Origin of the sequence: Nonomuraea sp. NPDC005501, assembly GCF_040605905.1 — a bacterium.
In the GTDB taxonomy this organism is placed as follows: domain Bacteria; phylum Actinomycetota; class Actinomycetes; order Streptosporangiales; family Streptosporangiaceae; genus Nonomuraea.
The window spans coordinates 74,607-95,154 of record NZ_JBEXDT010000013.1 but is presented as its reverse complement, the minus strand read 5'-3'; the positions used below and the strand labels follow the sequence as shown (position 1 = coordinate 95,154).

Sequence of the window (20,548 nt, the reverse complement as noted above, 5' to 3'; positions counted from 1 at the left end):
GCGTGTCGCGCACCGTACTGATCACCGGAGCCACCGGGACCGTGTCCACCGCCTTGCAGACCGCGCTGGAAGGGGCCGATGTGGACCTTCGCGCTCTCGTCCGCGAAGAGTCCAGAGCGGACGGCCCGCGCCGGCAGGGCGCCGAGGTGTTCGTCGGCGACCTCGACGACGCCCGGTCGCTGCCGCCCGCCTTCGAGGGCGTGCACGACGTGTGGCTGCTCACCCCGAACGGCCCGCGCGCTCCGGAGAACAACATGAACGTCATGTGGGCCGCACGCCAGGCCGGTGTGGAGCGCGTCGTGCGCCTGTCCGTCGTCGGCGCGGCGCACGACGCGCCGAACCGCAGCGGCAGACTGCACGCCCTGTCCGACCAGGAGACCGAACGATGCGGCATGCGCTGGACGGTCCTGCGCCCGCACTGGTTCATGCAGAACCTGCTGAACGAGGCGGGCGACATCGCCGCCACCGGCACGTTCGCGCTGAACATGGCCTCGGCGCGGATCGGCATGATCGACGTACGCGACATCGCCGAGTGCGCCGCCCGCGTGCTCCTCGACCACCCGGACCGTCATCACGGGGAGACGTACACCCTCACCGGCCCGCGCTCGCTGACGTTCGACGAGGTCGCCGGCCGGCTGAGTCACGCCCTCGGCAGGTCCGTCACGTACCTGCCGGTCAGCGACGACGCCAAGCGCAAGACGCTGCTCGGCCACGGCGTCCCCGCCTGGATCGTCGACATGCTGGAGGAGTACGCGCAGGCGTACGTCTCCGGCTGGGGCGACTTCACCACCGGCACGGTCGCCGGCCTGCTCGGCCGCCCCCCGCGCGACATCGCCGACTTCGTCCGCGACCACGCCGCGGCGTTCGCCGACGTCGCTCGATGACGCGTCGATCAGGTTCCCCGGGGAAGCGGTCGTCAAGAAGGTATGACGTTCTCCCCTTCCTTTGAGGAACGTGACGTTCCTCAATGCCTCGTAGCGTTCCCTGTGCGCGGCAGGACGCCGGCGTCACCCGAGCCGAGGAAGGGAACATCCAGATGCCCCGAGGACCCGTCGCCACCACCGGCACGGACACGAGTGTCATGGCGTTCGGCAGCGCCGACGAGTGGGAGGTCTGGCTGGCCGAGCATCACGGATCGGCGGCCGACATCTGGCTGAGGATCGCCAAGAAGGGGTCGGGCACGGTGTCCGTGACCCGTGGCGAGGCCCTCGACGTCGCCCTCTGCTACGGCTGGATCGACAGCCACACCCGATCGTGCGACGAGGCGTCCTACCTGCAGCGGTTCTCGCCGCGCCGGCCCAGGAGCGTGTGGTCGAAGGTGAACGTCGCCAAGGTGGGGGAGCTCCTCGCCGAGGGCCGCATGCGTCCGGCGGGCCTGGCGGCGGTGCTGGCGGCCCAGGCGGACGGGCGGTGGGACGCGGCGTACGAGTCACCGAGGAACGTCACCGTCCCCGAAGATCTGACCATGGCACTGGAGGGCGACGAGCGGGCCAGGACCTTCTTCGACACCCTCGGCAAGACGGACCGGTACACGGTCATCCTGCGGCTCATGACCGCGAGGACGCCGCAGACGCGGGCGGCCCGCCTGCGCAGAATGGTCGCCACGCTCGCGGCGGGCGAGAAGGTGCGCTGACCACACGACCGGCTTCGAGGCGAAGATCCCCTTCTCGATCCCGGGGAGTCGCCCGGCCAGCTCCGCTCCGTACACGTCGTCGCCCAGGGTGGCCCGATCCCTGTCGAACGCCTGCCGGAGCGTCCGCGCAACCTCCGCCACCTCATCACAGTGGTCCCTGACGACCGAGCCCTGGCGCCGTAACGCCTCCCAGGCGACGGAGCAACCGTCCCGGCTCATGCCCGGCCCGGCCGGGGCGGGTGGTACGCGAGGACGGCACCCTCGCCGAGCAGCTCCTCGACCGGGACGTCGTCAGGCACCAGCGGGCCCATGAGCTCCTGCGAGCTCGCGGTCACGGACGCGGTGGCCCGCTCGATCTGCGTCATGATCTCGTGGGAGAGCTCCGAGGGGGACAGCTTGCGGTAGACCCGTGGGTTCAGCTCGATGGCCCGCACCTTTCCGCGCGGTCCCACCTTGACCGTGACCATCCCGTCGCCCGACCGCGCGGTGGCCTCCAGCTCGGCCAGCCTGCCGTAGGCGTCCCGGACGCGACGCAGCTGCCGCTCGTACTCCGCGGTCAGCTCGTCGAGCATCAGCTGGAAGGGCTCTCCCACGGGTGATCCGCCTCTCACGTCGGCACATCGGCACAAAGGTGAGGGCAAGGTAATGAGCTCAGGTGGCCTGCGTGTGACCACCGGGCCACGAATGATCAAGGACTGGGTGGCCATGGAGATCATCCGCGCTTGAGGAGCCGGAGCCGGCGGCGATCGTCACGGGCCGCACGGTGGCCTACTGCTGGGTCGCGTACCGGGTGAGCAGGTGTGTGACGACGGCGGCGAACCCTTGCCTGTCGGCGTCCGGCAGCACCTCGCCCAGAGTGGTGAGCTTCCGGGTGATCTGCTCGTGCGACTCGACGGCGAGCCGTGTGCCCTCCGGCGTCAGCTCGATCCGGCAGGCGCGGCGGTCCTCCAGGTCGCGGACCCGGGTAACCAGCCCGCGCCGCTCCACGCGGTCGACGAGTCCGGTGAGGCTGGACTTCTCCAGATGGAGAAGCCTGCTGAGCTCGGTCATGCCGACCGGGCCGCCGATCAGCAGGCACAACAGTTGCGCCTGCTGCGGGGTGATGTCGTGCTCGCGGCTCACGTCGGCGAAGACGTACTGCACCACATGCGACATGCGCACCAACGCCGCGGCGAAGTCCAGGTGTACGTCGGCCTCTGTGCCCGTCGTGCTGGTCATGGCACCTCCTCCGCTCAGTCTAATTGACGATAGTTCGCGCTACCAACTACTGTAGTTCGCATAGCCAACTATACGTACTACGAACTAGAAGGGGTCTTCATGACCGCGTCCCCCACGACGGACCCCGCCGCGAACGTCACCGGAGTCATGGTCACGCTCGTCACGGCGGTCTTCGGCTATTCGCTGATGCAGACAGTGGTGGTCCCCACCCTGGGGCTCCTGACCCGGGAGCTGGAAACCACCCGGGCCTGGTCCGCCTGGATCCTGAGCGCGTTCCTGCTCTCCAGCGCCGTGCTGACGCCGCTGCTCGGCCGCCTGGGCGACCTGTACGGCAAGCGGCAGGTGATGATCGGCGTGCTGGTCGCGTACGCGGCCGGTATGGCCGGGGCCGCCATGGCGCAGAACATCGGCCAGCTCATCGCCGCCCGCGTCGTCCAGGGCGCGGCGCTGGCGGTGGTGCCGCTGTCCATGGCGATCCTGCGGGAGGCTCTGCCCCGGGAGCGGCTGCCGTTCGCGATGGGACTGGTGTCCGGCGTCGTCGGCGCCGGCGCGGGCTTCGGCCTGGTGGTCGGCGGGCTGATGGCCGACCACCTGTCCTGGCGGTATCTGTTCGTCCTCGGCGCGCTGCTGGCGGTGGTGAGCCTGCTGATGGTGACGCGGTGGGTGCCCGTCAGCAGGCACACCGCCTCGGGTGGCCTCGATCTGCCTGGGGCCGCGCTCCTCGCCGCGGGCCTCGTCGCGGTGCTGCTCGCCCTCACCCAGGGGCCCTCATGGGGCTGGACGTCGGGGTGGGTGCTCGGCCTGTTCGCCCTCGGCGTGCTGCTGCTCGGCGGGCTCATGGTGGTGGAGCGGGCCAGGAAGGACGCGCTCATCGACGTCGGCGAGCTGACCGACCCGCCCATGCTGGTCACGCACGCCGCCGCCCTGCTGTTCGGAGCGGGATCCTACTTCTTCTACCTGACCATGCCGCTGTTCGCCCAGCAGCGGCCGGGGGCGGACGGCGCCGGGTTCGGGACGTCCGTCACCGTCGCCGGGCTGCTGCTGCTCCCGGGCATGCTGGCTATCATCCCTGCCGGCATGGCCGTCGGCCGGATCACCTCGGTCCTCGGTCCGCGCTGGCCGCTGGCGGGCGGATTCCTGCTGTTCACCACGGGGGCCGTACTGATCGCCATGGCGCACACCGCTCGATGGGAGCATCTGGTGTTCTACGGGATCGTCGGGGCCGGATCGGGGCTTGTCATGGGCGCGCTGCCCAAGCTGATCGCCGACATCGTGCCGTTGACCCGGACCGGCACCGCCAACGGCATCAACAACATCTCCCGCACCGTCGGCAGCGTCATCGGCAGCCAGCTCGCCGCCGCGGTGATCGTCTCCAGCACCTCCGGACGCGCCGTGGGCGTGCCCGACTCCGCCTTCACCACCCTGTTCTGGCTCAGCGCGGCCGCCGCCGTCATCGGCGCCGCGATCTCCCCCTTCGCCGTACGGCGGAAGGCTCCCGCGGCCGCGGTCTCCGCCACGCCGCAGGACGCATGACGGGAACGGCTCAGGCGTCGCGGCGGTTGTTCCTCGACGAAGCATCGAGCACGTGAAGAGCAGGAGCCTCCCATGACCACAGCCGAGGACAAGCCGTCCCCCGTCCGCCAGCTCCGCCTCGTCGTCGAGGCCGAGGACTACGAGGCGGCGCTCGCGTTCTACCGGGACGTGCTGGGGCTGCCCGAGCAGGCGGCGTTCTCCAACGACGGGGATGCCCGGGTCGCGATCCTCGACGCCGGCCGCGCCACCCTGGAGATCGCGAACACGGCCCAGAAGGAGTTCATCGACGAGGTCGAGGTCGGCCGCCAGGTGGCGCCCAGGATCCGGATCGCGTTCGAGGTCGACGACGCCCAGGGCACCACGGACCGGCTGGTGGAGGCCGGCGCCGAGCAGGTCGCGCCGCCCACCCTCACCCCGTGGCAGTCCCTGAACGCGCGGCTCGACGCCCCCGCCGGGCTGCACATCACGGTGTTCCAGGAGACGCTGAGTCTTGAGGAGCGCCGCTCGCTCGACGGCTTCGGCACCGAGGCGCCCTCGCCGACGGACTGACCTCAGGCGGCTGATCCGGGGGAGTGCCCTTCCCCCGGATCAGCGCTCACTCACACTCCGGCCAGGCTGAACCGCTGCCTCTCGGAATCGATCGCGAGGATCCTGACCGAGACGCGGCTGCCGACGGGCCAGGACTGCTGGGGCGCGAGACCGGTGAAGCCGTCGTACTCGACGAACGAACCGAACGGCACCTGACTGGTCACCACGCCCTCGACGACGTCACCGACCTGGTGACGGGCGAGAAAATCCTGCCAGCTCATACATGTCACCTCCATTCCGTCACGAGTGGCTGTCCGCACTGCTCGCGACGGGGGCGGGCCTCTGGCCCGCGCGGTGATCAAACGCCGGCCGGGTGCCCGTTCTGTGCGCGGCGCATGGCCGACCCGGCAGTCATGGACCCGATGGTAGCCCGGGAAAGGCCGGTCCGGAAGGGCCCCGCCTCCCGGCGGGAGCAGCGGGCGGCGTCAGACTGCTTGTCGTGCGCTCCTCATCGCTGATCACCGTCACCCCGCTCCTGCCGGTCGCGCTGCTCGTCCTCGTCGTGCTGGCGACGCTGGTGGCGTGGCTCGGCCGGCTCGGTCACGGACGCGCCGTCGTCACCGCCTGCCTGCGCGCGGCCGCACAGCTCGGCGCGGTGTCCGCGGTGATCGCCTGGGTGGTCACCCTCTCCGCCGCGGTGGCGGGCTTCATCCTGCTCATGTACGGGGTCGCCGCCTTCACCGCGGGCCGGCGCATCACCCCCGGCCGGGCCGGGTGGTGGGCGGCGGTGCCCATCGCGGCGGGCACCGTACCGGTGCTGGGCGTCCTGGCCGCGGGCCGGGTGATCACCACGGCCGGGATCGTGATCATCCCGGTCGCCGGGATCCTGCTCGGTGGCTGCCTGACCGCCACCACGCTGGCCGGGCGGCGTGCCATGGACGAGCTGGTCCAGCGCAGAGGAGAGGTGGAGGCGGCCCTGTCGCTCGGGTTCGGCCCGAGGGAGGCGGCGCTGGAGATCTGCCGCCCGGCGGCAGCCCAGGCGCTGGTGCCCGCCCTGGACCAGACGCGGACCGTGGGGCTGGTCACGCTTCCGGGCGCGTTCGTGGGCATGCTGCTGGGCGGGGCGAGTCCCGTACAGGCCGGGATCGTGCAGCTCGTGGTGCTGGTGGCGCTGCTGGCCGCCGAGGCGGTGGCGACCGTGGTGACCATCGAGGTGGTCGCGCGCGGCGGGTTCGGCCGCTGAGAGCGCCGTCCGGGAACCCGCGGACAGGCGTCAGCCCGGGGCGCCGGCCGCGTAGAGGACGTCGCGGAGCCCGGGGAGGTGCTCGCGGTCGGCGTGCCAGACGAGCCGGAGCTCCAGATCCGGCGCCGGGAACGGCAGCCGGGCGAGCGTCCCGGCCGCGAGCGCGGCGGACACCGCGAAGTCCGGCAGCAGCGCGACGCCCAGGCCCTGCTCGGCCCAGGCGCGCATCACCTGCACCCCGCCCACCGGGAGCCGTTCCGGCCCGGGCCCGATGAGCCGGTCGGCGGCCATGAGGAACGAGCACCCCGGCGCGTTGACCAGCAGCCGTTCGCCGGACAGGTCGTCCGGGGACAGCGGGGACCGTTCGAGCAGCGGATGGCCGGGAGCGGCGACCAGGACGAGGGGGACGGAGTCGACGTCGAGGAAGGTCAGCGGCGCGGGCGGCGGGGCGAACCCGAGATCACCCAGCGCGTCGCCCGTGTCGAGGACCAGCGCCGCCTCCAGCCGCCCGGACGTCACGTCGGCGAGCAGGTCGTCGCGGCTCACACTGGGCCGCACCTCGACCCGCAGCCCCGGACGGCGCTCGGCCAGTCTGCCCAGCACCCGCGGCACGCACGCGGCGACGATCGTCTCCAGCGCGCCGAGCCGGACGTCCTCCGGCTGCCGCGCCACCTCCCGGCGCGCCTGCTCGGCCTGGTCGAGCAGGCGCCGCGCCCAGCCCTGCAGCCGGCGCCCGGCCCCGGTCAGGAGCATCCCCTTCGGCGTCCGGTCGAACAGCGTCACGCCGAGGGACCTCTCCAGGACGCGGATCTGCTCGGAGACGCTGGACGGGGCCATGCCGAGGGCGTTGGCGGCGTCGGTGACCGTCCGGTGCCGTACGACGGCCTCGAAGGTCCGCAACTGACGCAACTCCACGCCCGTCCCAACCGCCCGGACCGGCTCCGGCATTCCGGAGAAGACGGCATGTACGTGGCGCTCGCCGAGGTGCTGGGGGTGCCGCTGCTCACCGATGACGCCAAGTTCGCCGGTTCGGCGGGTCACCGCGCCGAGATCCACCGCTTCCCGCTGCCTCCGGTGCAGCGAGGGCGTTCGGAGATTCCGAACGCGGGCTTCGGCACTGCCGGTGGAGGGGGTGCGGGCCGGGCCGGACAGTGGGGCGCATGACTTCTCCCTCCATCGTCGCGGCCCCGCCGGGTCGCGGGCGCGCGGCGGCGCTGCTCGGTGTGTCGCTCGGCTACTTCATGGTGCTCCTCGACATGACCGTGCTCTCGGTCGCCGAGCCGGACCTGGCCGTCTCGCTGCGCACCTCCGTCGCCGGTCTGCAGTGGGCGACCACCGGCTACACCGTGGTCTTCGGCGCGCTGCTGCTGTCGGCCGGGGCGGTCGCCGACCGTTACGGGGCCGAACGGGTGCTGCGCGCCGGAGTGGCCGTGTTCGCGCTGGGCTCCCTGCTGTCGGCGTTCGCCCCGGGGCTGGGCGTGCTGGTCGGGCTGCGGGCGGTGCTGGGGGCGGCGGGAGCCGCCTGCGTGCCCGCCTCGATGGCCGTCATCGCGCGGCTCTACCCCGCACCGGCCGAGCGGACCCGCGCCGTGGCGGCGTGGGCGGCGATCAGCGGCGCGGCCGTGGCCGCCGGCCCCGTCGCGGGCGGTGCGCTGGTGGACCTGGCCGGGTGGCGGGCGATCTTCCTGGTGAACGTGCCGATCGGCCTGCTGGTGCTCGCGCTGACCGCGGGGCGGGGCCTGGCGTGCCCGCGCGGCGAGCGGCGGATCGACTGGCCGGCCCAGCTGGCCGCCTGCGCGGTGCTCGCGCTGCTGACCGACGCGCTCATCGCCGCGGGCTCGCGGTCCTGGGCGCACGCGGCCGTCTCCGCCATCGCCACGGCGCTGGCCGCCCGCGCGTTCGTGGTCCTGGAACGGCGCAGCGACGCCCCCGTCCTCAACCGGCCGCTCCTGAGCAGCGGCGGCGTACGGGCCGGGCTGGCCGCCGGGGCGGCGGTGAGCTTCACCCTGAACGGCAGCCTCTTCGTCCTGCCGCTGCTGCTGCAGCAGGGCCGTCACCTCAGCGCGGTGGCCAGCGGCCTGGCGTTCCTGCCGCTCACCCTGCCGTTCGCGGTCAACCCGCCGCTGACCGGCCGGATCGTCGCCCGTGTCGGCCCGCGCCCGCCGATCCTGGTGGGGCTGGCGCTGCTCGCCGCGGGCGGCGGCGGGCTGGCCTGGGCGGTCGCGGCCGAGGCGGGGTACGGGTGGCTGGCCGTGGGGCTGCTGCTCACCGGCACGGGGGTGTCGCTCGTGCTGCCCGCCCTGGCGGCCGCCGTCATCGCCGCGGCGCCCGAGGGCACGGCCGGGGCGGCCGGAGGGCTGCTCAACGCCGTGCGCCAGACGGGCGCCACGCTCGGGGTCGCCCTCATGGGCGCCTTCGCCGGCCTGGGAAGGGTGACCGGCTTCGCATTCTCGCTCCTGCTGGCGGCCGTGCTGTGCGGGGTGGCCGCGGTCTGGTTCACCCGTGGCTCGGGGGCTGCCCGACGAGCTTGAGCAGCCGCCGGTGCGCGGGCGCGGGACGATGCCCGTTAGCTGCACTTACGTGGCTGATTGGCGGAGTTGGGTGGGCTCTGGATGGGCATAAGTGGTGTTGATGAGAAAGCTGGGGATTGCCGGGATTATCGGCGGGCTGCTGCTGACGGCGGGCACCGCCTGCACCCAGACACGCCCCGCGTCCTCCGCCCCGGTGTCGTCCGCCCCCGTGTCGTCCACCACCGGGCGCCCGGCCGGCGCGGACGTCTGCTCCGCCGGCGGCCTCCGGGTACGGCTCGGCCGGGTGGACCCCGGGGCGGGCAGCCGGTACGTCCCCCTGACCTTCACCAACGTGTCCGGCGCCGCCTGCGTCCTGTCCGGCCATCCGGGCATCGCCCTGCTCGACGCGGACGGCGGCCTCATGCCGGTGAGCGTGCGGAACCTGGAGGGGCCCGGCGAGGTGGCGACCCTGGAGCCGGGCGCGAGCGTGAGCTCCGTCCTGCACTGGACGGTCGTCGAGCCGGGATGCGTCAGCCCGGCCCGGCTGCGCGCGACGCCCCCGGGCGGAGGGCCCGGCGTGACCGTCCGCCTCCCCGGCGGCCCGGTGTGCGGCGGCGTCGACGTGACGCCGGTGGGCTGACTTCCGGCGACGTCGGCCGCACCCTCCCATGACGGTTCTTCCGGGCCTAGGCTCGACATGGAAGGGATGCCGTCATGGACATCAACATCATTCTCATCATGATCGCCTTCTTCGTCATCGTGGTGGCACTCAGCAGCGTGCGGGTCGTCAACCAGATCGAACGGGGCATCGTCTTCCGCTTCGGCCGGGCCCAGAAGGAGGTCCGGGAGCCCGGGCTGAGAATGCTCATCCCGTTCGCGGAACGGATGAAGAAGGTCAACGTCCAGATCGTCACGATGCCCGTCCCCACGCAGGAGGGCATCACCCGCGACAACGTCTCCGTCCGCGTCGACGCGGTCGCCTACTTCCGGGTCCAGGATCCGCTGCGGGCCACCATCGAGGTCCAGAACTACCTGTACGCGGTGGAGCAGGTGGCGCAGACGTCGCTGCGCTCGATCATCGGCAAGAGCGAACTGGACGACCTGCTCACCAACCGCGAGGAGCTGAACAGGGGCCTCGCCCTGATGATCGACAGCCCGGCGCTGGGGTGGGGCATCCACATCGATCGGGTCGAGATCAAGGATGTCCAGCTTCCGGAGACCATGAAGCGCTCCATGTCGCGTCAGGCGGAGGCCGAGCGCGAGCGGCGCTCCCGGGTGATCGTGGCGGACGGGGAGCTGCGGGCCTCCCAGAAGCTCGCCGACGCCTCCGAGATCATGTCGAAGACGCCCGGCGCGCTGCAACTGCGCCTGCTGCAGACCGTGGTGGAGGTCGCCGCCGAGAAGAACTCCACCCTGATCATGCCGCTGCCGGTGGAGCTGCTGCGCTTCTTCGACCGCGCCACGCAGGCCACCGGACAGGTGGCCGAGCAGCCTCGGGAAGAGCGGGCCGGGCCGGGCGAGATCGAAGGAGACAGTCAGCCGAGGCTGGAGCAGGCGCCGCTGGAGCAGGCGCCGCTGGAAAACATGCCGGCGCTGACGGAGGCCGCCGTGCCGGAGCCCGCGAAGGAGCGCGGGGCGGCTACCTGCTGACGCCGTCGTCCGTGCCGCGCTGGAGGAGGTGCAGGTCGGAGGGGCGGGGCAGGCTCTCCCAGTCGCCCTGCGAGGTGACCGCGAACGCGCCCGCCGCGCAGGCCGTGCGCAGCCGCTCCTCGGGGTCGTGGCCCGACAGCCAGCCGGCCAGCCAGCCCGCCGCGAACGCGTCACCCGCGCCGACCGGGTCCACCTCCGTCACCCGGTACGGCTCGGCGTGCCGTACCACGCCGTCGGACAGCTCCAGGGCGCCCTCCGCGCCCGCCTTGACCAGCACGTGCCGGGGGCCGAGGGCGGCGAGGGCGCGGGCCAGCTCGACCGGCTCCTCCACGTCGGCGATCAGCCGGCCCTCGGGCCCGGTGGCGAACAGCACGTCCACGTCCGCGACCGTCTCCCGCAGCCACGCCCCGGCCTCCGCGGGCGACCAGAGCGCCGCCCGGTAGTTGACGTCGAGCGACACGAGCGCGCCCGCCGAGCGCGCCAGCGCCATCGCGTGCCGGACGGCCTCCCGGGCGGAGCCGGACAGCGCGGGCGTGATCGCGGACACGTGCAGCACACGGGCGCCGGCGACGAGGTCCGGGTCGAGGTCGCCGGGCGACAGGCGGGAGCCGGCGCTCGCGGAGCGGTAGTAGCGCACGTCCACGAGCTCGGCGGTGCGCCTGCCCTTGATCATCAGTCCGGTGGGCGCGCCCGGGTCGGTGATGGCGCGGGCGTCCACGCCCTCGCCCAGCAGCGTGGACCGGATCAGGTCGCCGAACTCGTCGGCGCCGACCCGGCCCACCCAGGCCGCGCGATGGCCCAGCCGGGAGACGCCGATCGCGACGTTGGACTCCGCGCCGCCCACCCCGAGATCGAAGTCACGGGCGAAGCGGAGCGGGCCGGTACGGCGGGCGGCGAACAGCGCCATGGTCTCGCCGAAGGTCACCAGATCGGTCGCGGGGGAGGTCATCGGAGGTGGTTCCGCTCGTGCACGCTCGCCAACATACGGCCCGTGGGGGGCATAGATCCACTGTTCGCGGCCCTCCCTTGTACATCGCACGGCATGTCAGGACTTGGAGGGGCCGTCGGTCACCGCTGTCCGGTGCTCGTCGCCGGGGGCCAGGAACTCCAGCAGCCGCCGCGCCTCAGCCTCGGCCTCGTCGAAGGAGGCGCTCGGCTCCCACCGGTGGAGGGTGAGCGTGGAGACGCCCCTGGCGCGGGTGACGGTCCAGTCCCCGGCCGTGAAGCCGTCCACCAGGATGAGGCGCGGCATCACGTTCGTCCCCATGAACCCGCCGAGCGCGCGGAGCCCTGTCCCCGTGATCACGCGGGAGCGGTCGGCGTGGGACAGGAACAGGTTGTCGAAGTCGTACATCAGCCGGGCGGGCGCCGGGACGTCCTCGTCCGGCCGGGGCGCGTCCGGCAGGTCGTAGTACGTGCGGCCGTCCTCGCCGCGGAACCGCACGAGGTCCATCCCCTCCACCGCCTCCGCCAGCCGGGTCAGCCCCGACCAGGTCTGCGCGTCCTTCACCGTCGCCGGCCCGAAGGCCGCCAGGTAGCGCGTGACCAGCACGGCCGCCGTCATGGGTGGCACGTCGAGGCCGTCCAGCCACGTGTCGGCCGGGGCGTGCGCGACCGGGCCGCTCCTGCCCCACAGCCCGCGTGGCGGCACCTGCGCCAGCGGCACCAGCCACCGCACCCCCTGCCCGAGCGCGTGCGGGTCGCTGCCCGGCCACCGCCCGGCGAGGGCCCGCCCCAGCTCGGCGAACGTCATGGGCCGCTCCGCCAGCAGCGTTCGGCCGGTCTCGGCCAGCTCGTCCAGGTCCACGCCCGCCAGGCGCCGGCCGAACGTCGTGCGGGTCATCCGCTCCGTGACCACCTGCACCAGCGGCCGCATCGCCAGGCAGTCGCGCGCGCTCACCAGGTGGATCGTCGAGCGCTGCAACGCCATGCGGACCAGCGCGCGGGACTCCAGCAGGCCGGAGGCCGAGGCGGGGTCGAAGTCCTCGATCCGGTTCCACAGGCCGGTGTACCAGGTGTGGGGAGTCTGCGCCTGGAGGCCGCCGAGGTGCTCGACGACGTCCACCACCGGCAGGCCGGTACGGCGCAGCAGCAGTTGCCGTGCGAGGGTGGCCCGGTTGAGGGCCCGGCGGCTGAGCAGGGGATCCATGCCGGCAACGCTAGAGGGAATCGCGGAAGACATGCTTCCGCGATTCCCTTCGTTGTCGCGAGGTTGTCAGCGCACGGTCACCCGCGAGGCCGCGGTGCCGCCGCCCGGGGCCAGCCAGCCGGCCACGACGGCCGGATCGGCGCCGAGCGCCCGCGTCAGCGGCACGCTCACGGTCGTGACGCCCTTCCCGCCGACCTTGACGACCCGGCTGCCCGCCGTGCCCTGGGCGTCGCGGACGAACAGGTGCGCCTCACCGGCGCCACCTGCCCGCAGCGTCACCCTCACCGAGCCCTGGCCCCCGGTGGCGCCAGGGGTGGCGGCGCTCACCCGGCCGCTCTCGGACGCCTTCGCCGCCGGGCCGCCCGCGAGCGGCAGCCCGAGCCGGACCGCCTGCTCCAGCGACTGCGGCGAGTCCAGGCTCGACAGGCCGGTGGCCGGGATCACCGGGTCGGGCGGCGTGGTGGGCCGGCCCGCCGGCGGCTGGTAGCCGGGCAGTGTCGCGACGCCCCACCGGTACGGGTCGCCCTGGACGCCGCCCCAGGTCGACCAGCCGATGCGCGTCTGGCCGGTCTTGTCCTGGGTGTCGGAGTCGTACACGAGGATGTTCAGCCCGAGGTGGGCGGGGTCCACCGCGCCCGGCAGCTGCTCCATCGGGACGGCCAGCTCCACGGCGTACGCGCCGGACGACACCTTGGACGCGATCCGCACGCCCGTGGCCGGCCCCTGGTGGTTGTCGGCGTCGCGCAGCGCGCACGGCGGCCCCTCGGACGTCACCGGCAGCACCGCCGCCTTGAACGTCGTGGAGGTGTTCTCGGAGGTGCCGCGCGGGTCGATCGTCACCTCGACCGCGTCGGTGCGCCAGTGCCGCTTGCAGTCGGAGGCGGCCAGCCGGGTGCCGAGCACGTCGTCCTTGACCTGCACGAGCAGGTAGAGGGTGTCGTCGTGCCAGGTGACCTTGGCCGTGCCGGAGCAGTCGGCCGCCGACGAGCACGCGGTCCCCTCCCACAGGCGGGAGATGTCCAGGGCCTTGCCGGTGTACTCGCCGTCGCCCTCCGCGCCGTCCACGGCGGGCGCCGAGGCGGCCCGCGGGATGGCCGTCGCGGGGACGAGCTCCAGGGCCGGCTTGGTCACGCTGGAGCCGTCGGAGCCGGTCGTGGTGATCGTGTAGGCGTAGTCGCCGCCGTCGTTGGACGTCTTCAGCGAGGCGTCCGTGTTGGTGACGGTGAACGTGACCGTCGCCGAGGCCCCGGCGGCCAGCCCGCTGTAGGGCGCCTCCGCCCGGTCGGCGGTGAAGCCCGCCGGCAGGTCCAGGCGCACGGTGCCGGACTGCGCCGCGTCGCTGACGTTGGTGACGACGACGCCGACCTGGCGCGAGCCGCCGGACGGGAGCGTGAGAACCGGGGTGACCAGGCCGCGAAGCTGCGGCACGCCGACCTCGGCGGCCCACTTCTCGTACTGGCCGACCTGCGGCAGGAGCTGCTGGACGCCGCGCACGGCCGGGCTCACCTCGACCTGCCGGTCGGTGTGGCCGGTGCCCCGCTCCGTCGTGAGCGTCGCGGCGAGCCGCGCCCGATCACCGGGGGCCGCGCCCTTCGGCGGGGTCACGGTGAACGTCGCCGTGCCGGTGCGTCCCGGCGTGAGCCGGCCCAGGTCGCCGGAGCCGTCGGCCTTCCAGCCGTCGGGCACGCGCAGTGCCACGGTGGAGCGGCCCAGCGGCTCGCGCGGCGGCGCCGTCGCGGTGACCTTGACGGTGAACGCCGCGCCGGGGCGGACGTCGAACGTGCCGGGACGCAGGTCGAGCAGCGTGCCGAGCGGCACGGCGCCGCTCGCCCGCACCAGCGCGCCGTCGAGGATCGCGGTGGGCGCCGCGGCGGCGGCCGTGCCCGGCTCGGGGAACGGCACCCGCGCGTCCGCCTGGGTGAAGAAGTCGCAGCCGAGCTGGGCCGGGTCGGCGGGCACGTCGGGGAAGACGGCCCAGCCCTGCGAGGCGTACGCGCGCTGGGAGTCGCGCTCGATCGCGGCCCACGTCCGGCCGCTGTGGCTCGCTGAGGGGCGTCCGCTCCACACGCCGTAGACGTTCTGGGCCGGGTTGGCGGGGCGGAAGGTGGCGGCGCAGTCGGGGCCGGTGCGCGACGTGCCGCGCCCGCCGCCGAGGAGCACCTTGGCGGGCGCGAACGGCCGCAGTCCCTCGCGGGTGATCTGCTCCGGGTACGCCTTGGGGTCGGCCGCCGCGTAGAACGCCTGCAGGGCCAGGCGCGCGGCCTGCTGGTGGTTGCCGTGGTTGCCGGGGGAGGGGGCCGGGTCCATGGTCAGCAGGACCTCGGGACGGGTCTGCCGGACGATCCGGACGACCTTCTCCAGCGTGTCGTCGCCCCAGATCTGGGCGGTGAGCGGGGCGCTGACCGTGTAGTAGAAGTCGACGTCGTCGAGGTTGAACACGTCGCGGACCCCGGCCCCGCCGACGGCCGTGCGTTCCTCGGCCTCGCGGATCAGGCCGAGCGCCGGGCCCTCCTCGGGGCCGACGGCGTTGCCGCCGCCCTCGCCCCGGGTGACGGTGACGACGCCGGTGCGCACGTGGTGGTCCTCGTTCCACTGGCCGAGCGTCGAGAGGCTGAACGCCTCGTCGTCGGGGTGGGCGCCGACGAACAGCACGTCGAGGTCCGCCGCCGGCCCGGAGCCGGTCGCGGCCGGGTCGGCTGACGCGGCCGGGTCCGCTGACGCGGGCGGGGCGGGGGCGAGCGCGAGGACGAGCGACGCCGCGGCGGTGAGGACCGCCCATCGGCGAGGTGAGGGGGGTGGCGAGGGTCTGCGCAAAGGGACCTCCGGGTGGGTTACTCGCGGACCGCCCCCTGGAGCAGCCCGCGAACGAAGTGACGCTGCAGGAACAGGTAGAACACCACGACCGGGGTGGCCACGATGACCGATCCGGCCGCGAGGAGGGTGAAGCCCGAGGTGTACTGGCCCTGGAAGAAGGCGAGGCCCAGTGGAGCCGTCCGCAGCGACTCGCTGGTCACCATGATCAACGGGATGAGGAACTCGTTCCACGTCCACATGAAGACCAGCACGATCAAGGTGACGATGGCGGGCCGGGCCGGCGGCACCAGCACCTGCCACAGCGTGCGCCACGTCGAGGCGCCGTCGATGCGGGCGGCCTCGGCGATCGCCCTGCTGCTCGCCCGGAAGTAGGCCCTCATCCAGAACGTGCCGAACGCCACCGACAGCGCCACCTGCGGCAGCGCCACCGACCAGAACGTGTCGATGAGGCCGAGCGAGCGCAGGTCGAAGTAGAGCGGCACCGCGATGGCCTCGCTCGGCATCATGATCCCGAGCATGAACAGGTAGAACAGCACGGTGTGGCCGCGGAAGCGCATGGTGCCGAACGCGTACCCGCTCATGATCGACAGCACCACGCTGACCACCACGACGAACGACGACACGGCGAGGCTGCTGCGCAGGTACGTGCCGAACCGGCCGGCCTCCCACGCCGCCGCGAAGTTGCCCAGGTGCGGCTCGAACCCCTGTCCGGCCGGGCCCGCGTCGTCCGGGCCGAGCGCGGCGCCGAGGATCGTCACGACGGGGAACAGCGCGAACGCGGCGAACGCCCACAGGATGACGTAGTTCGCCACCCGCTCGGTACGCGAGATCACGAGGTCCCCCTGTCGGCCAGCCGGTTGACCGCGAACGAGATCGCGAAGATGACCACGGTCAGCGTCACGCCGATCGCCGCGGCCGAGCCGACCTGGCCGAGCCCGAAGGCCCGGTGGTAGACCTCGAACGACGGCACCGACGTCGAGTCGCCGGGCCCGCCGCGCGTGGTGACGTACACCAGGTCGAAGGTCCGCAGCGCGGCGATCACCGTCAGCGTCAGCGCGACGGCGATCTCCCCGCGCACCGACGGCAGCGTGACCGCGAAGAACTCCCTGACCGCGCCGGCCCCGTCGAGCCGCGCCGCCTCGTACAGCTCCATCGGCACGCGGCTCATCCCAGCCAGCAGCAGCACGGTCACCAGCCCCGTCTCGAACCACGTGCCCACCACTCCGACGGCCGGCAGCGCGAACGTGTGGTCGCCCAGCCAGCCCCGCGTGAGCCCGTCCAGGCCGAGCGCGCCGAGCACCGCGTTCAGCGTGCCGTCCGGCGCGTACACCCGCCGCCAGGCGACGGCCACCACGACCATGGCCACCACCTGCGGCAGGAACACCACGGTCCGGAAGAACCCGAGCCCGCGCACCTTGGCGTGGTTGAGGATCGCGGCCAGCGTCAGCCCGATGGCCAGCGGGATCACCGCGTAGAACACGATCAGCACCAGCGCGTGACCGAACCCGGCCCGCAGCCGCTCGTCCGAGAGGATCGCGGTGTAGTTGTCCAGGCCCGCCCACCGGCCGAGGGTGAGACCGTCCCAGTCGTACAGGGATATCTGCACCGCGCGGCCGATGGGGTAGAGCAGGAACGCCGCGTAGACGGCGAACGCCGGCAGCAGGTACAGGTAGGCGATGCGCCTGGGCTCTCCCGGAGGCCGGCCCATGCTCACCCGCCTGCTCACCCGTTGCTCTCCGCGAAGGTCTTGTAGTCCTTCTCCAGCGTGTCGAGGAACTCCTTCGGCGTGACCTTCTTGGCGAGCAGGTCCTGCAGCGCCGCGCCGAGGGTGTCGGCGAAGGTGGGGGTGGCGTAGTCGAGGTACGGCACGAGCCCGTTCTCCTTGGTGGCGGTGCCGAACGCGGTGAAGACGTCCTGCTGGGGCCCGGCCTCGACGGTCTGCTGCCCCGTGTCGGCGACCGGCAGGTTGCCGGTGGAGGTGAGCACCTTCATGGCGTCGGCGCTGGTGATGAAGTCGACGTAGGCCGCGGCGGCGTCCGGATGGGGGCTCTTGGCGGTGATCGCGAACGGCAGGCCGGTGCCGCCGGTCGCGACGGGCGGCGCGTCCGGCGTGGCGCCGGGCGGCAGCATGAACCCGAGGTCCTTGCCGAGGGCCTTGTCCAGGTCGGCCAGCAGCCAGGTGCCGGCGACGAGGAAGACGCCCTGGCCCTTGCCGAACGCCTGCCAGGCCGGGTCGTAGCCCTGGCCGTTGAAGCCCTTCTCGAAGTAGCCCTGGTCCACCCAGCCGACCAGCTCCTCGGCGGCCTTGACGTTCTCCGGCGTGGTCCACGAGGCGCCCTTGCGGCCGAAGGCCAGCGTGGCGATCTGGTCTGCCGGGACGTGGCGGCCCTGCACGGTGCCGAACACGTGGATGGCGGGCCACTTGTCGAGGTTGCCGAGCTGCATCGGCACCTCGCCGGCGGCCTTGGCCTTGGCCAGCGCCGTCTGGAGGTCGGCCCACGTCTTCGGCGGCTCCAGGCCGAGCTTGGTCAGCTTGGCGCGGTTGTAGAAGACGCCGACGACCTCGCCGACCTGGGGCAGGCCGTACAGGTTGCCCTCGCCGAACACCTTGCCGTCGGCGCTGTAGCGGGAGTAGCGCAGCACCGACTCCGGGTAGCGGCTCTTCCAGCCGTACGCGTCGGCGTAGGAGTCCAGCGGCAGGAGCTGGTCGGCCTTGACGAACTGGCCCATCGACGAGCGGCCGTTGTTGGCCTCCACCACGTCGGGCGGCTCGTTGCCGCTCAGCGCCAGGCGCAGGGTGGTGTTGAGGTCGTCGAACGAGCGGGACACCCGCTTGAGCTTGATGTTGGGGTACTTGGCCTCGAACGCGGCGTTGAGCTGCTTCATCTGGGCGGCCTGCCCGCCGCGCACCTCCTGGTCCCAGACGGTGAGCGTCACATCGCCCAGGGACCCGGCGTCGGTGCGCACGGCCGAGGGAGCCGGCTGGTCGGGGGTCGGCGCGGGCGGGGCCGAGGAGCCGGGCGCGCACGCGGTGGCGGCGAGGGCCAGGACACCGGCCGCGAGCGCGGCGAGCGCGCCCCGCCTCCGCGGAGCGCGGTGGCCTCGCGTCCGGCCCTCACGCGTCGGGGTGATCATGGTGCTACTCCTTCTGAACGGGCACGCGCGGCGCGGCCGGTACGTCGGGCTCGGTGGGCGCCTCCGGAGCGGGCTTCTCCAGGTCGGCGTGCCGGGCGATCGTGGCGGCGGCCCGGCGCACCGCGCCCACCGGGACGGCCGGCACGAGCCGGTCGAGGAAGGCGTACCGGCGGGCCAGCGAGTCACCGTAGGCGCCGCCGCTCCCGGCCGCGCCCCGCACCCCGTGCCACCAGTCCGCGATGTCGCCCCAGCCCGGCGCGGCCAGCGACCCGCCGAACTGCTGGACGGCCAGCGCGGAGCACACCCCGGCGAACGCCAGCCGATCGGCCAGCGGCCACCCGCGCAGGGTGCCGAGCACGATGCCGGCGCCGAAGACGTCGCCGGCGCCCGTCGGGTCGAGGGCCCGCACCCGGGGGGCGGGCACGTACGCCTCCTCGCCGGTCGTCGAGTCGATGGCCATGGCCCCGTTCGCGCCGTCCGTGACGACGGCCAGCGGCACCTTGTCGGCGATGGCGTACAGGGCGTCGCGCGGGTTGTCGGTGCCGGTGTAGGCCATCGCCTCGACCGCGTTCGGCATGAACGCGTGGCAGACCGAGAGCTGGTCCAGCAGCGACGGGGACCAGGCGCCCGACGGGTCCCAGCCCACGTCGGCGAAGATGAGGGCGCCCTCGCGCTGGGCCAGCTCGGCCCAGTTGCACGCGGCGCCGGGCGGCGCGCCGAGCGGCTCCTCGGCGGAGAGCGTCACGATCACGGCCCTGGACCGGGGCGGATTGCCGATCATGTCGGAGGCCGACATGGGCGCGGGATGGCCGTGGGTCACCATGCTCCGGTCGCGGTCGACGGCCATGGAGACGGTCACCGGCGTGTGCCAGTGCTCGAACCGCCGCGACTTGGACAGGTCCACCGCCTCCTGCTCGGCGAGCGTGCGCCAGCAGAAGTCACCGTAGTCGTCGTCGCCGAACGCGGCGGCCAGCGACGTGCGCAGGCCCAGCCGGCTGGTGGCGATGGCGAGGTTGGCGATGCCTCCCGGACACGAGCCCATGCCCTCGGCCCACGTCTCGGTGCCCGCGGCGGGCATCGCGGGCAGGCCGGTGAACACGATGTCGAGAAAGACGGTGCCCGCTAGGAAGACGTCGAACTGCGGGGCCCCGGGGCTCCGCTGATCGGCGAGAGGGTCGTACGCCTGGACAGACACGGGTATGGGACCTCCTCGACAGACCGAGATGTGCGCAATCTTGCACGTTTACTCGCGTACATCAAGTGTTTCGTGTGAGCAAATGGTAGAAGATGCTCGTTCATGCGCGTGTTTGACTGTTAGAATCCGATCGTGCTCCAGCACCTCAGGCATGCGGAGATCATGCGCCGTGTCCGGCTCTCGGGGGCGACCAGCGTCCGTGACCTGGCGGCACAGCTGGGCGTGAGCCCGTCCACCATCCGCCGCGACCTGGAGGTGCTCGACCGCGACGGCACGCTCCGGCGCGTGCGCGGCGGTGCCCTGGCCGGCGCCGACGCCGACGCCGACCGGCCCTTCGCCGAGGTGGCCGTGGTCGACGAGCAGGACAAGGAGGCCGTGGCCGCGCGCGCCGCGACTCTCATCGGCGACGGCGACGTCGTCCTGCTCGACATCGGCACGACCACGATGCGGCTGGCCTGCCGGCTGCGCGGGCGACGCGTCACCGTGGTCACCTCCAGCCTCGCCGTCCTCGACGTGCTCCGCGACGACCCGGTGGTCGAGCTGCTGCTGCTCGGCGGGATGCTGCGCCGGCCGTACCACTCGCTGGTCGGCGTGCTCACCGAGGAGGCGCTCGGACAGGTGTGCGCGGACCGGGTGTTCCTGGGAGGGAGCGGGGTCCGCGCGGACGGCCAGCTCGTGGACACCACCCTCGCCGAGGTGCCGCTGAAGCGCGCGATGATCGCCGCGGCCGGGCAGGTCGTGCTGGTGGTGGACCGGCACAAGTTCCCCGGCACGGGGGCGCTGCGGGTGTGCGGGCCGGAGGACGTGGACGTGCTCGTCACCAACGAGGGCGCCGACCCGTCCACGCTGCGCGCCTGCGCGGACGCCGGCGCCGAGATCCTGCTGGCATGACGACCGTACGACCACCCGTGCGACGACCCGTGCGACGACCCGTGTGACG

The 20,548-nt window shown here is 73.1% G+C and carries 21 protein-coding genes; 10 read left to right on the top strand and 11 right to left on the bottom strand.

Annotation, left to right across the window (positions count from 1 at the left end; translation table 11 throughout):
- Positions 1 to 2: 2 nt before the first annotated feature.
- Both ABZS51_RS10305 and ABZS51_RS10300 read left to right on the top strand, forming a co-directional pair.
- Positions 3 to 884 (top strand): NAD(P)H-binding protein, encoded by an 882-nt coding sequence (locus ABZS51_RS10305; RefSeq protein WP_355438378.1) that lies wholly within the window; start codon positions 3 to 5, stop codon positions 882 to 884.
- A 152-nt stretch (positions 885 to 1,036) separates the two neighbouring features.
- Positions 1,037 to 1,633 (top strand): YdeI/OmpD-associated family protein, encoded by a 597-nt coding sequence (locus tag ABZS51_RS10300; RefSeq protein ID WP_355438376.1) that lies wholly within the window; start codon positions 1,037 to 1,039, stop codon positions 1,631 to 1,633.
- A gap of 215 nt (positions 1,634 to 1,848) precedes the next feature.
- On the opposite strand, the gene ABZS51_RS10295 is transcribed toward ABZS51_RS10300, so the two are convergent.
- Both ABZS51_RS10295 and ABZS51_RS10290 read right to left on the bottom strand, forming a co-directional pair.
- Entirely contained in the window at positions 1,849 to 2,226 is a 378-nt protein-coding gene (locus ABZS51_RS10295) for a YbaB/EbfC family nucleoid-associated protein (RefSeq protein WP_355438374.1), read from the bottom strand.
- 175 nt (positions 2,227 to 2,401) lie between these two features.
- Positions 2,402 to 2,851, bottom strand: a complete 450-nt coding sequence (locus ABZS51_RS10290) for a MarR family transcriptional regulator (protein WP_355438372.1) — start codon at positions 2,849 to 2,851, stop codon at positions 2,402 to 2,404.
- Positions 2,852 to 2,950: 99 nt separating this feature from the next.
- On the opposite strand from ABZS51_RS10290, the gene ABZS51_RS10285 reads away from it, so the two are divergent.
- Together ABZS51_RS10285 and ABZS51_RS10280 are read left to right on the top strand one after the other, a co-directional pair.
- Entirely contained in the window at positions 2,951 to 4,384 is a 1,434-nt protein-coding gene (locus tag ABZS51_RS10285; protein ID WP_355438370.1) for an MFS transporter, read from the top strand.
- 72 nt (positions 4,385 to 4,456) lie between these two features.
- Positions 4,457 to 4,933 carry a VOC family protein gene (locus tag ABZS51_RS10280; protein ID WP_355438368.1) on the top strand — a complete coding sequence of 159 codons (477 nt, stop codon included), beginning with the start codon at positions 4,457 to 4,459 and terminating at the stop codon, positions 4,931 to 4,933.
- A 50-nt stretch (positions 4,934 to 4,983) separates the two neighbouring features.
- Here ABZS51_RS10280 and ABZS51_RS10275 read toward each other — a convergent pair whose 3' ends face one another.
- Positions 4,984 to 5,193, bottom strand: a complete 210-nt coding sequence (locus tag ABZS51_RS10275) for a S1 RNA-binding domain-containing protein (RefSeq protein WP_310713325.1) — start codon at positions 5,191 to 5,193, stop codon at positions 4,984 to 4,986.
- 218 nt (positions 5,194 to 5,411) lie between these two features.
- Here ABZS51_RS10275 and ABZS51_RS10270 point away from each other — a divergent pair, with 218 nt between their 5' ends.
- Positions 5,412 to 6,155, top strand: a complete 744-nt coding sequence (locus ABZS51_RS10270; protein ID WP_355438366.1) for an ABC transporter permease — start codon at positions 5,412 to 5,414, stop codon at positions 6,153 to 6,155.
- A gap of 30 nt (positions 6,156 to 6,185) precedes the next feature.
- On the opposite strand, the gene ABZS51_RS10265 is transcribed toward ABZS51_RS10270, so the two are convergent.
- A complete protein-coding gene (locus tag ABZS51_RS10265; RefSeq protein ID WP_355438364.1) occupies positions 6,186 to 7,055 on the bottom strand; it encodes a LysR family transcriptional regulator in 870 nt (289 codons plus the stop codon).
- Between the two features lie 63 nt (positions 7,056 to 7,118).
- Between ABZS51_RS10265 and ABZS51_RS10260 the strand changes: the two genes are divergently transcribed.
- The 4 genes from ABZS51_RS10260 (at position 7,119) to ABZS51_RS10245 (ending at position 10,315) form a co-directional block, all read left to right on the top strand.
- Complete coding sequence (locus tag ABZS51_RS10260) at positions 7,119 to 7,319, top strand: hypothetical protein (RefSeq protein WP_355438362.1); 201 nt, start codon at positions 7,119 to 7,121, stop codon at positions 7,317 to 7,319.
- A complete protein-coding gene (locus tag ABZS51_RS10255; protein ID WP_355438360.1) occupies positions 7,316 to 8,686 on the top strand; it encodes an MFS transporter in 1,371 nt (456 codons plus the stop codon). Before ABZS51_RS10260 ends, ABZS51_RS10255 begins: the two co-directional genes overlap by 4 nt.
- Positions 8,687 to 8,786: 100 nt before the next feature.
- Entirely contained in the window at positions 8,787 to 9,305 is a 519-nt protein-coding gene (locus ABZS51_RS10250) for a DUF4232 domain-containing protein (protein ID WP_355438358.1), read from the top strand.
- A 74-nt stretch (positions 9,306 to 9,379) separates the two neighbouring features.
- Positions 9,380 to 10,315 carry a slipin family protein gene (locus ABZS51_RS10245; protein ID WP_355438356.1) on the top strand — a complete coding sequence of 312 codons (936 nt, stop codon included), beginning with the start codon at positions 9,380 to 9,382 and terminating at the stop codon, positions 10,313 to 10,315.
- Here ABZS51_RS10245 and ABZS51_RS10240 read toward each other — a convergent pair.
- The 7 genes from ABZS51_RS10240 to ABZS51_RS10210 all read right to left on the bottom strand — a co-directional run bounded on the left by ABZS51_RS10240 (position 10,305) and on the right by ABZS51_RS10210 (position 19,608).
- Positions 10,305 to 11,264, bottom strand: coding sequence for a sugar kinase (locus tag ABZS51_RS10240; protein ID WP_355438354.1), 960 nt, complete (start codon positions 11,262 to 11,264; stop codon positions 10,305 to 10,307). The two genes, ABZS51_RS10245 and ABZS51_RS10240, sit on opposite strands and share 11 nt — an antisense overlap.
- 96 nt (positions 11,265 to 11,360) lie before the next feature.
- Positions 11,361 to 12,464 carry a winged helix DNA-binding domain-containing protein gene (locus ABZS51_RS10235; RefSeq protein WP_355438352.1) on the bottom strand — a complete coding sequence of 368 codons (1,104 nt, stop codon included), beginning with the start codon at positions 12,462 to 12,464 and terminating at the stop codon, positions 11,361 to 11,363.
- Positions 12,465 to 12,530: 66 nt separating this feature from the next.
- Complete coding sequence (locus ABZS51_RS10230; protein ID WP_355438350.1) at positions 12,531 to 15,278, bottom strand: sugar-binding protein; 2,748 nt, start codon at positions 15,276 to 15,278, stop codon at positions 12,531 to 12,533.
- A gap of 17 nt (positions 15,279 to 15,295) precedes the next feature.
- Positions 15,296 to 16,111, bottom strand: coding sequence for a carbohydrate ABC transporter permease (locus tag ABZS51_RS10225; protein ID WP_355438348.1), 816 nt, complete (start codon positions 16,109 to 16,111; stop codon positions 15,296 to 15,298).
- Positions 16,108 to 17,004, bottom strand: coding sequence for a sugar ABC transporter permease (locus tag ABZS51_RS10220; RefSeq protein ID WP_310713343.1), 897 nt, complete (start codon positions 17,002 to 17,004; stop codon positions 16,108 to 16,110). The genes ABZS51_RS10225 and ABZS51_RS10220 overlap by 4 nt, the downstream gene beginning before the upstream one ends.
- Complete coding sequence (locus ABZS51_RS10215; protein WP_355438347.1) at positions 17,001 to 18,413, bottom strand: extracellular solute-binding protein; 1,413 nt, start codon at positions 18,411 to 18,413, stop codon at positions 17,001 to 17,003. The genes ABZS51_RS10220 and ABZS51_RS10215 overlap by 4 nt, the downstream gene beginning before the upstream one ends.
- A 4-nt stretch (positions 18,414 to 18,417) precedes the next feature.
- A complete protein-coding gene (locus tag ABZS51_RS10210; RefSeq protein WP_355438345.1) occupies positions 18,418 to 19,608 on the bottom strand; it encodes a carbohydrate kinase family protein in 1,191 nt (396 codons plus the stop codon).
- Between the two features lie 132 nt (positions 19,609 to 19,740).
- Here ABZS51_RS10210 and ABZS51_RS10205 point away from each other — a divergent pair, with 132 nt between their 5' ends.
- Positions 19,741 to 20,499 (top strand): DeoR/GlpR family DNA-binding transcription regulator, encoded by a 759-nt coding sequence (locus tag ABZS51_RS10205; protein WP_355438343.1) that lies wholly within the window; start codon positions 19,741 to 19,743, stop codon positions 20,497 to 20,499.
- The last annotated feature ends 49 nt before the right edge of the window (positions 20,500 to 20,548 follow it).

What these genes read in the sequence shown, in the direction of transcription:
- ABZS51_RS10280 (WP_355438368.1), top strand. Translation starts at nt 4,457, where the DNA reads ATGACCACAGCCGAGGACAAGCCGTCCCCCGTCCGCCAGCTCCGCCTC.
- ABZS51_RS10250 (WP_355438358.1), top strand. Translation starts at nt 8,787, where the DNA reads ATGAGAAAGCTGGGGATTGCCGGGATTATCGGCGGGCTGCTGCTGACG.
- ABZS51_RS10275 (WP_310713325.1), bottom strand. Translation starts at nt 5,193, where the DNA reads ATGAGCTGGCAGGATTTTCTCGCCCGTCACCAGGTCGGTGACGTCGTC.
- ABZS51_RS10235 (WP_355438352.1), bottom strand. Translation starts at nt 12,464, where the DNA reads ATGGATCCCCTGCTCAGCCGCCGGGCCCTCAACCGGGCCACCCTCGCA.
- ABZS51_RS10300 (WP_355438376.1), top strand. Translation starts at nt 1,037, where the DNA reads ATGCCCCGAGGACCCGTCGCCACCACCGGCACGGACACGAGTGTCATG.
- ABZS51_RS10245 (WP_355438356.1), top strand. Translation starts at nt 9,380, where the DNA reads ATGGACATCAACATCATTCTCATCATGATCGCCTTCTTCGTCATCGTG.
- ABZS51_RS10240 (WP_355438354.1), bottom strand. Translation starts at nt 11,264, where the DNA reads ATGACCTCCCCCGCGACCGATCTGGTGACCTTCGGCGAGACCATGGCG.
- ABZS51_RS10255 (WP_355438360.1), top strand. Translation starts at nt 7,316, where the DNA reads ATGACTTCTCCCTCCATCGTCGCGGCCCCGCCGGGTCGCGGGCGCGCG.
- ABZS51_RS10285 (WP_355438370.1), top strand. Translation starts at nt 2,951, where the DNA reads ATGACCGCGTCCCCCACGACGGACCCCGCCGCGAACGTCACCGGAGTC.
- ABZS51_RS10260 (WP_355438362.1), top strand. Translation starts at nt 7,119, where the DNA reads ATGTACGTGGCGCTCGCCGAGGTGCTGGGGGTGCCGCTGCTCACCGAT.
- ABZS51_RS10290 (WP_355438372.1), bottom strand. Translation starts at nt 2,851, where the DNA reads ATGACCAGCACGACGGGCACAGAGGCCGACGTACACCTGGACTTCGCC.
- ABZS51_RS10215 (WP_355438347.1), bottom strand. Translation starts at nt 18,413, where the DNA reads ATGATCACCCCGACGCGTGAGGGCCGGACGCGAGGCCACCGCGCTCCG.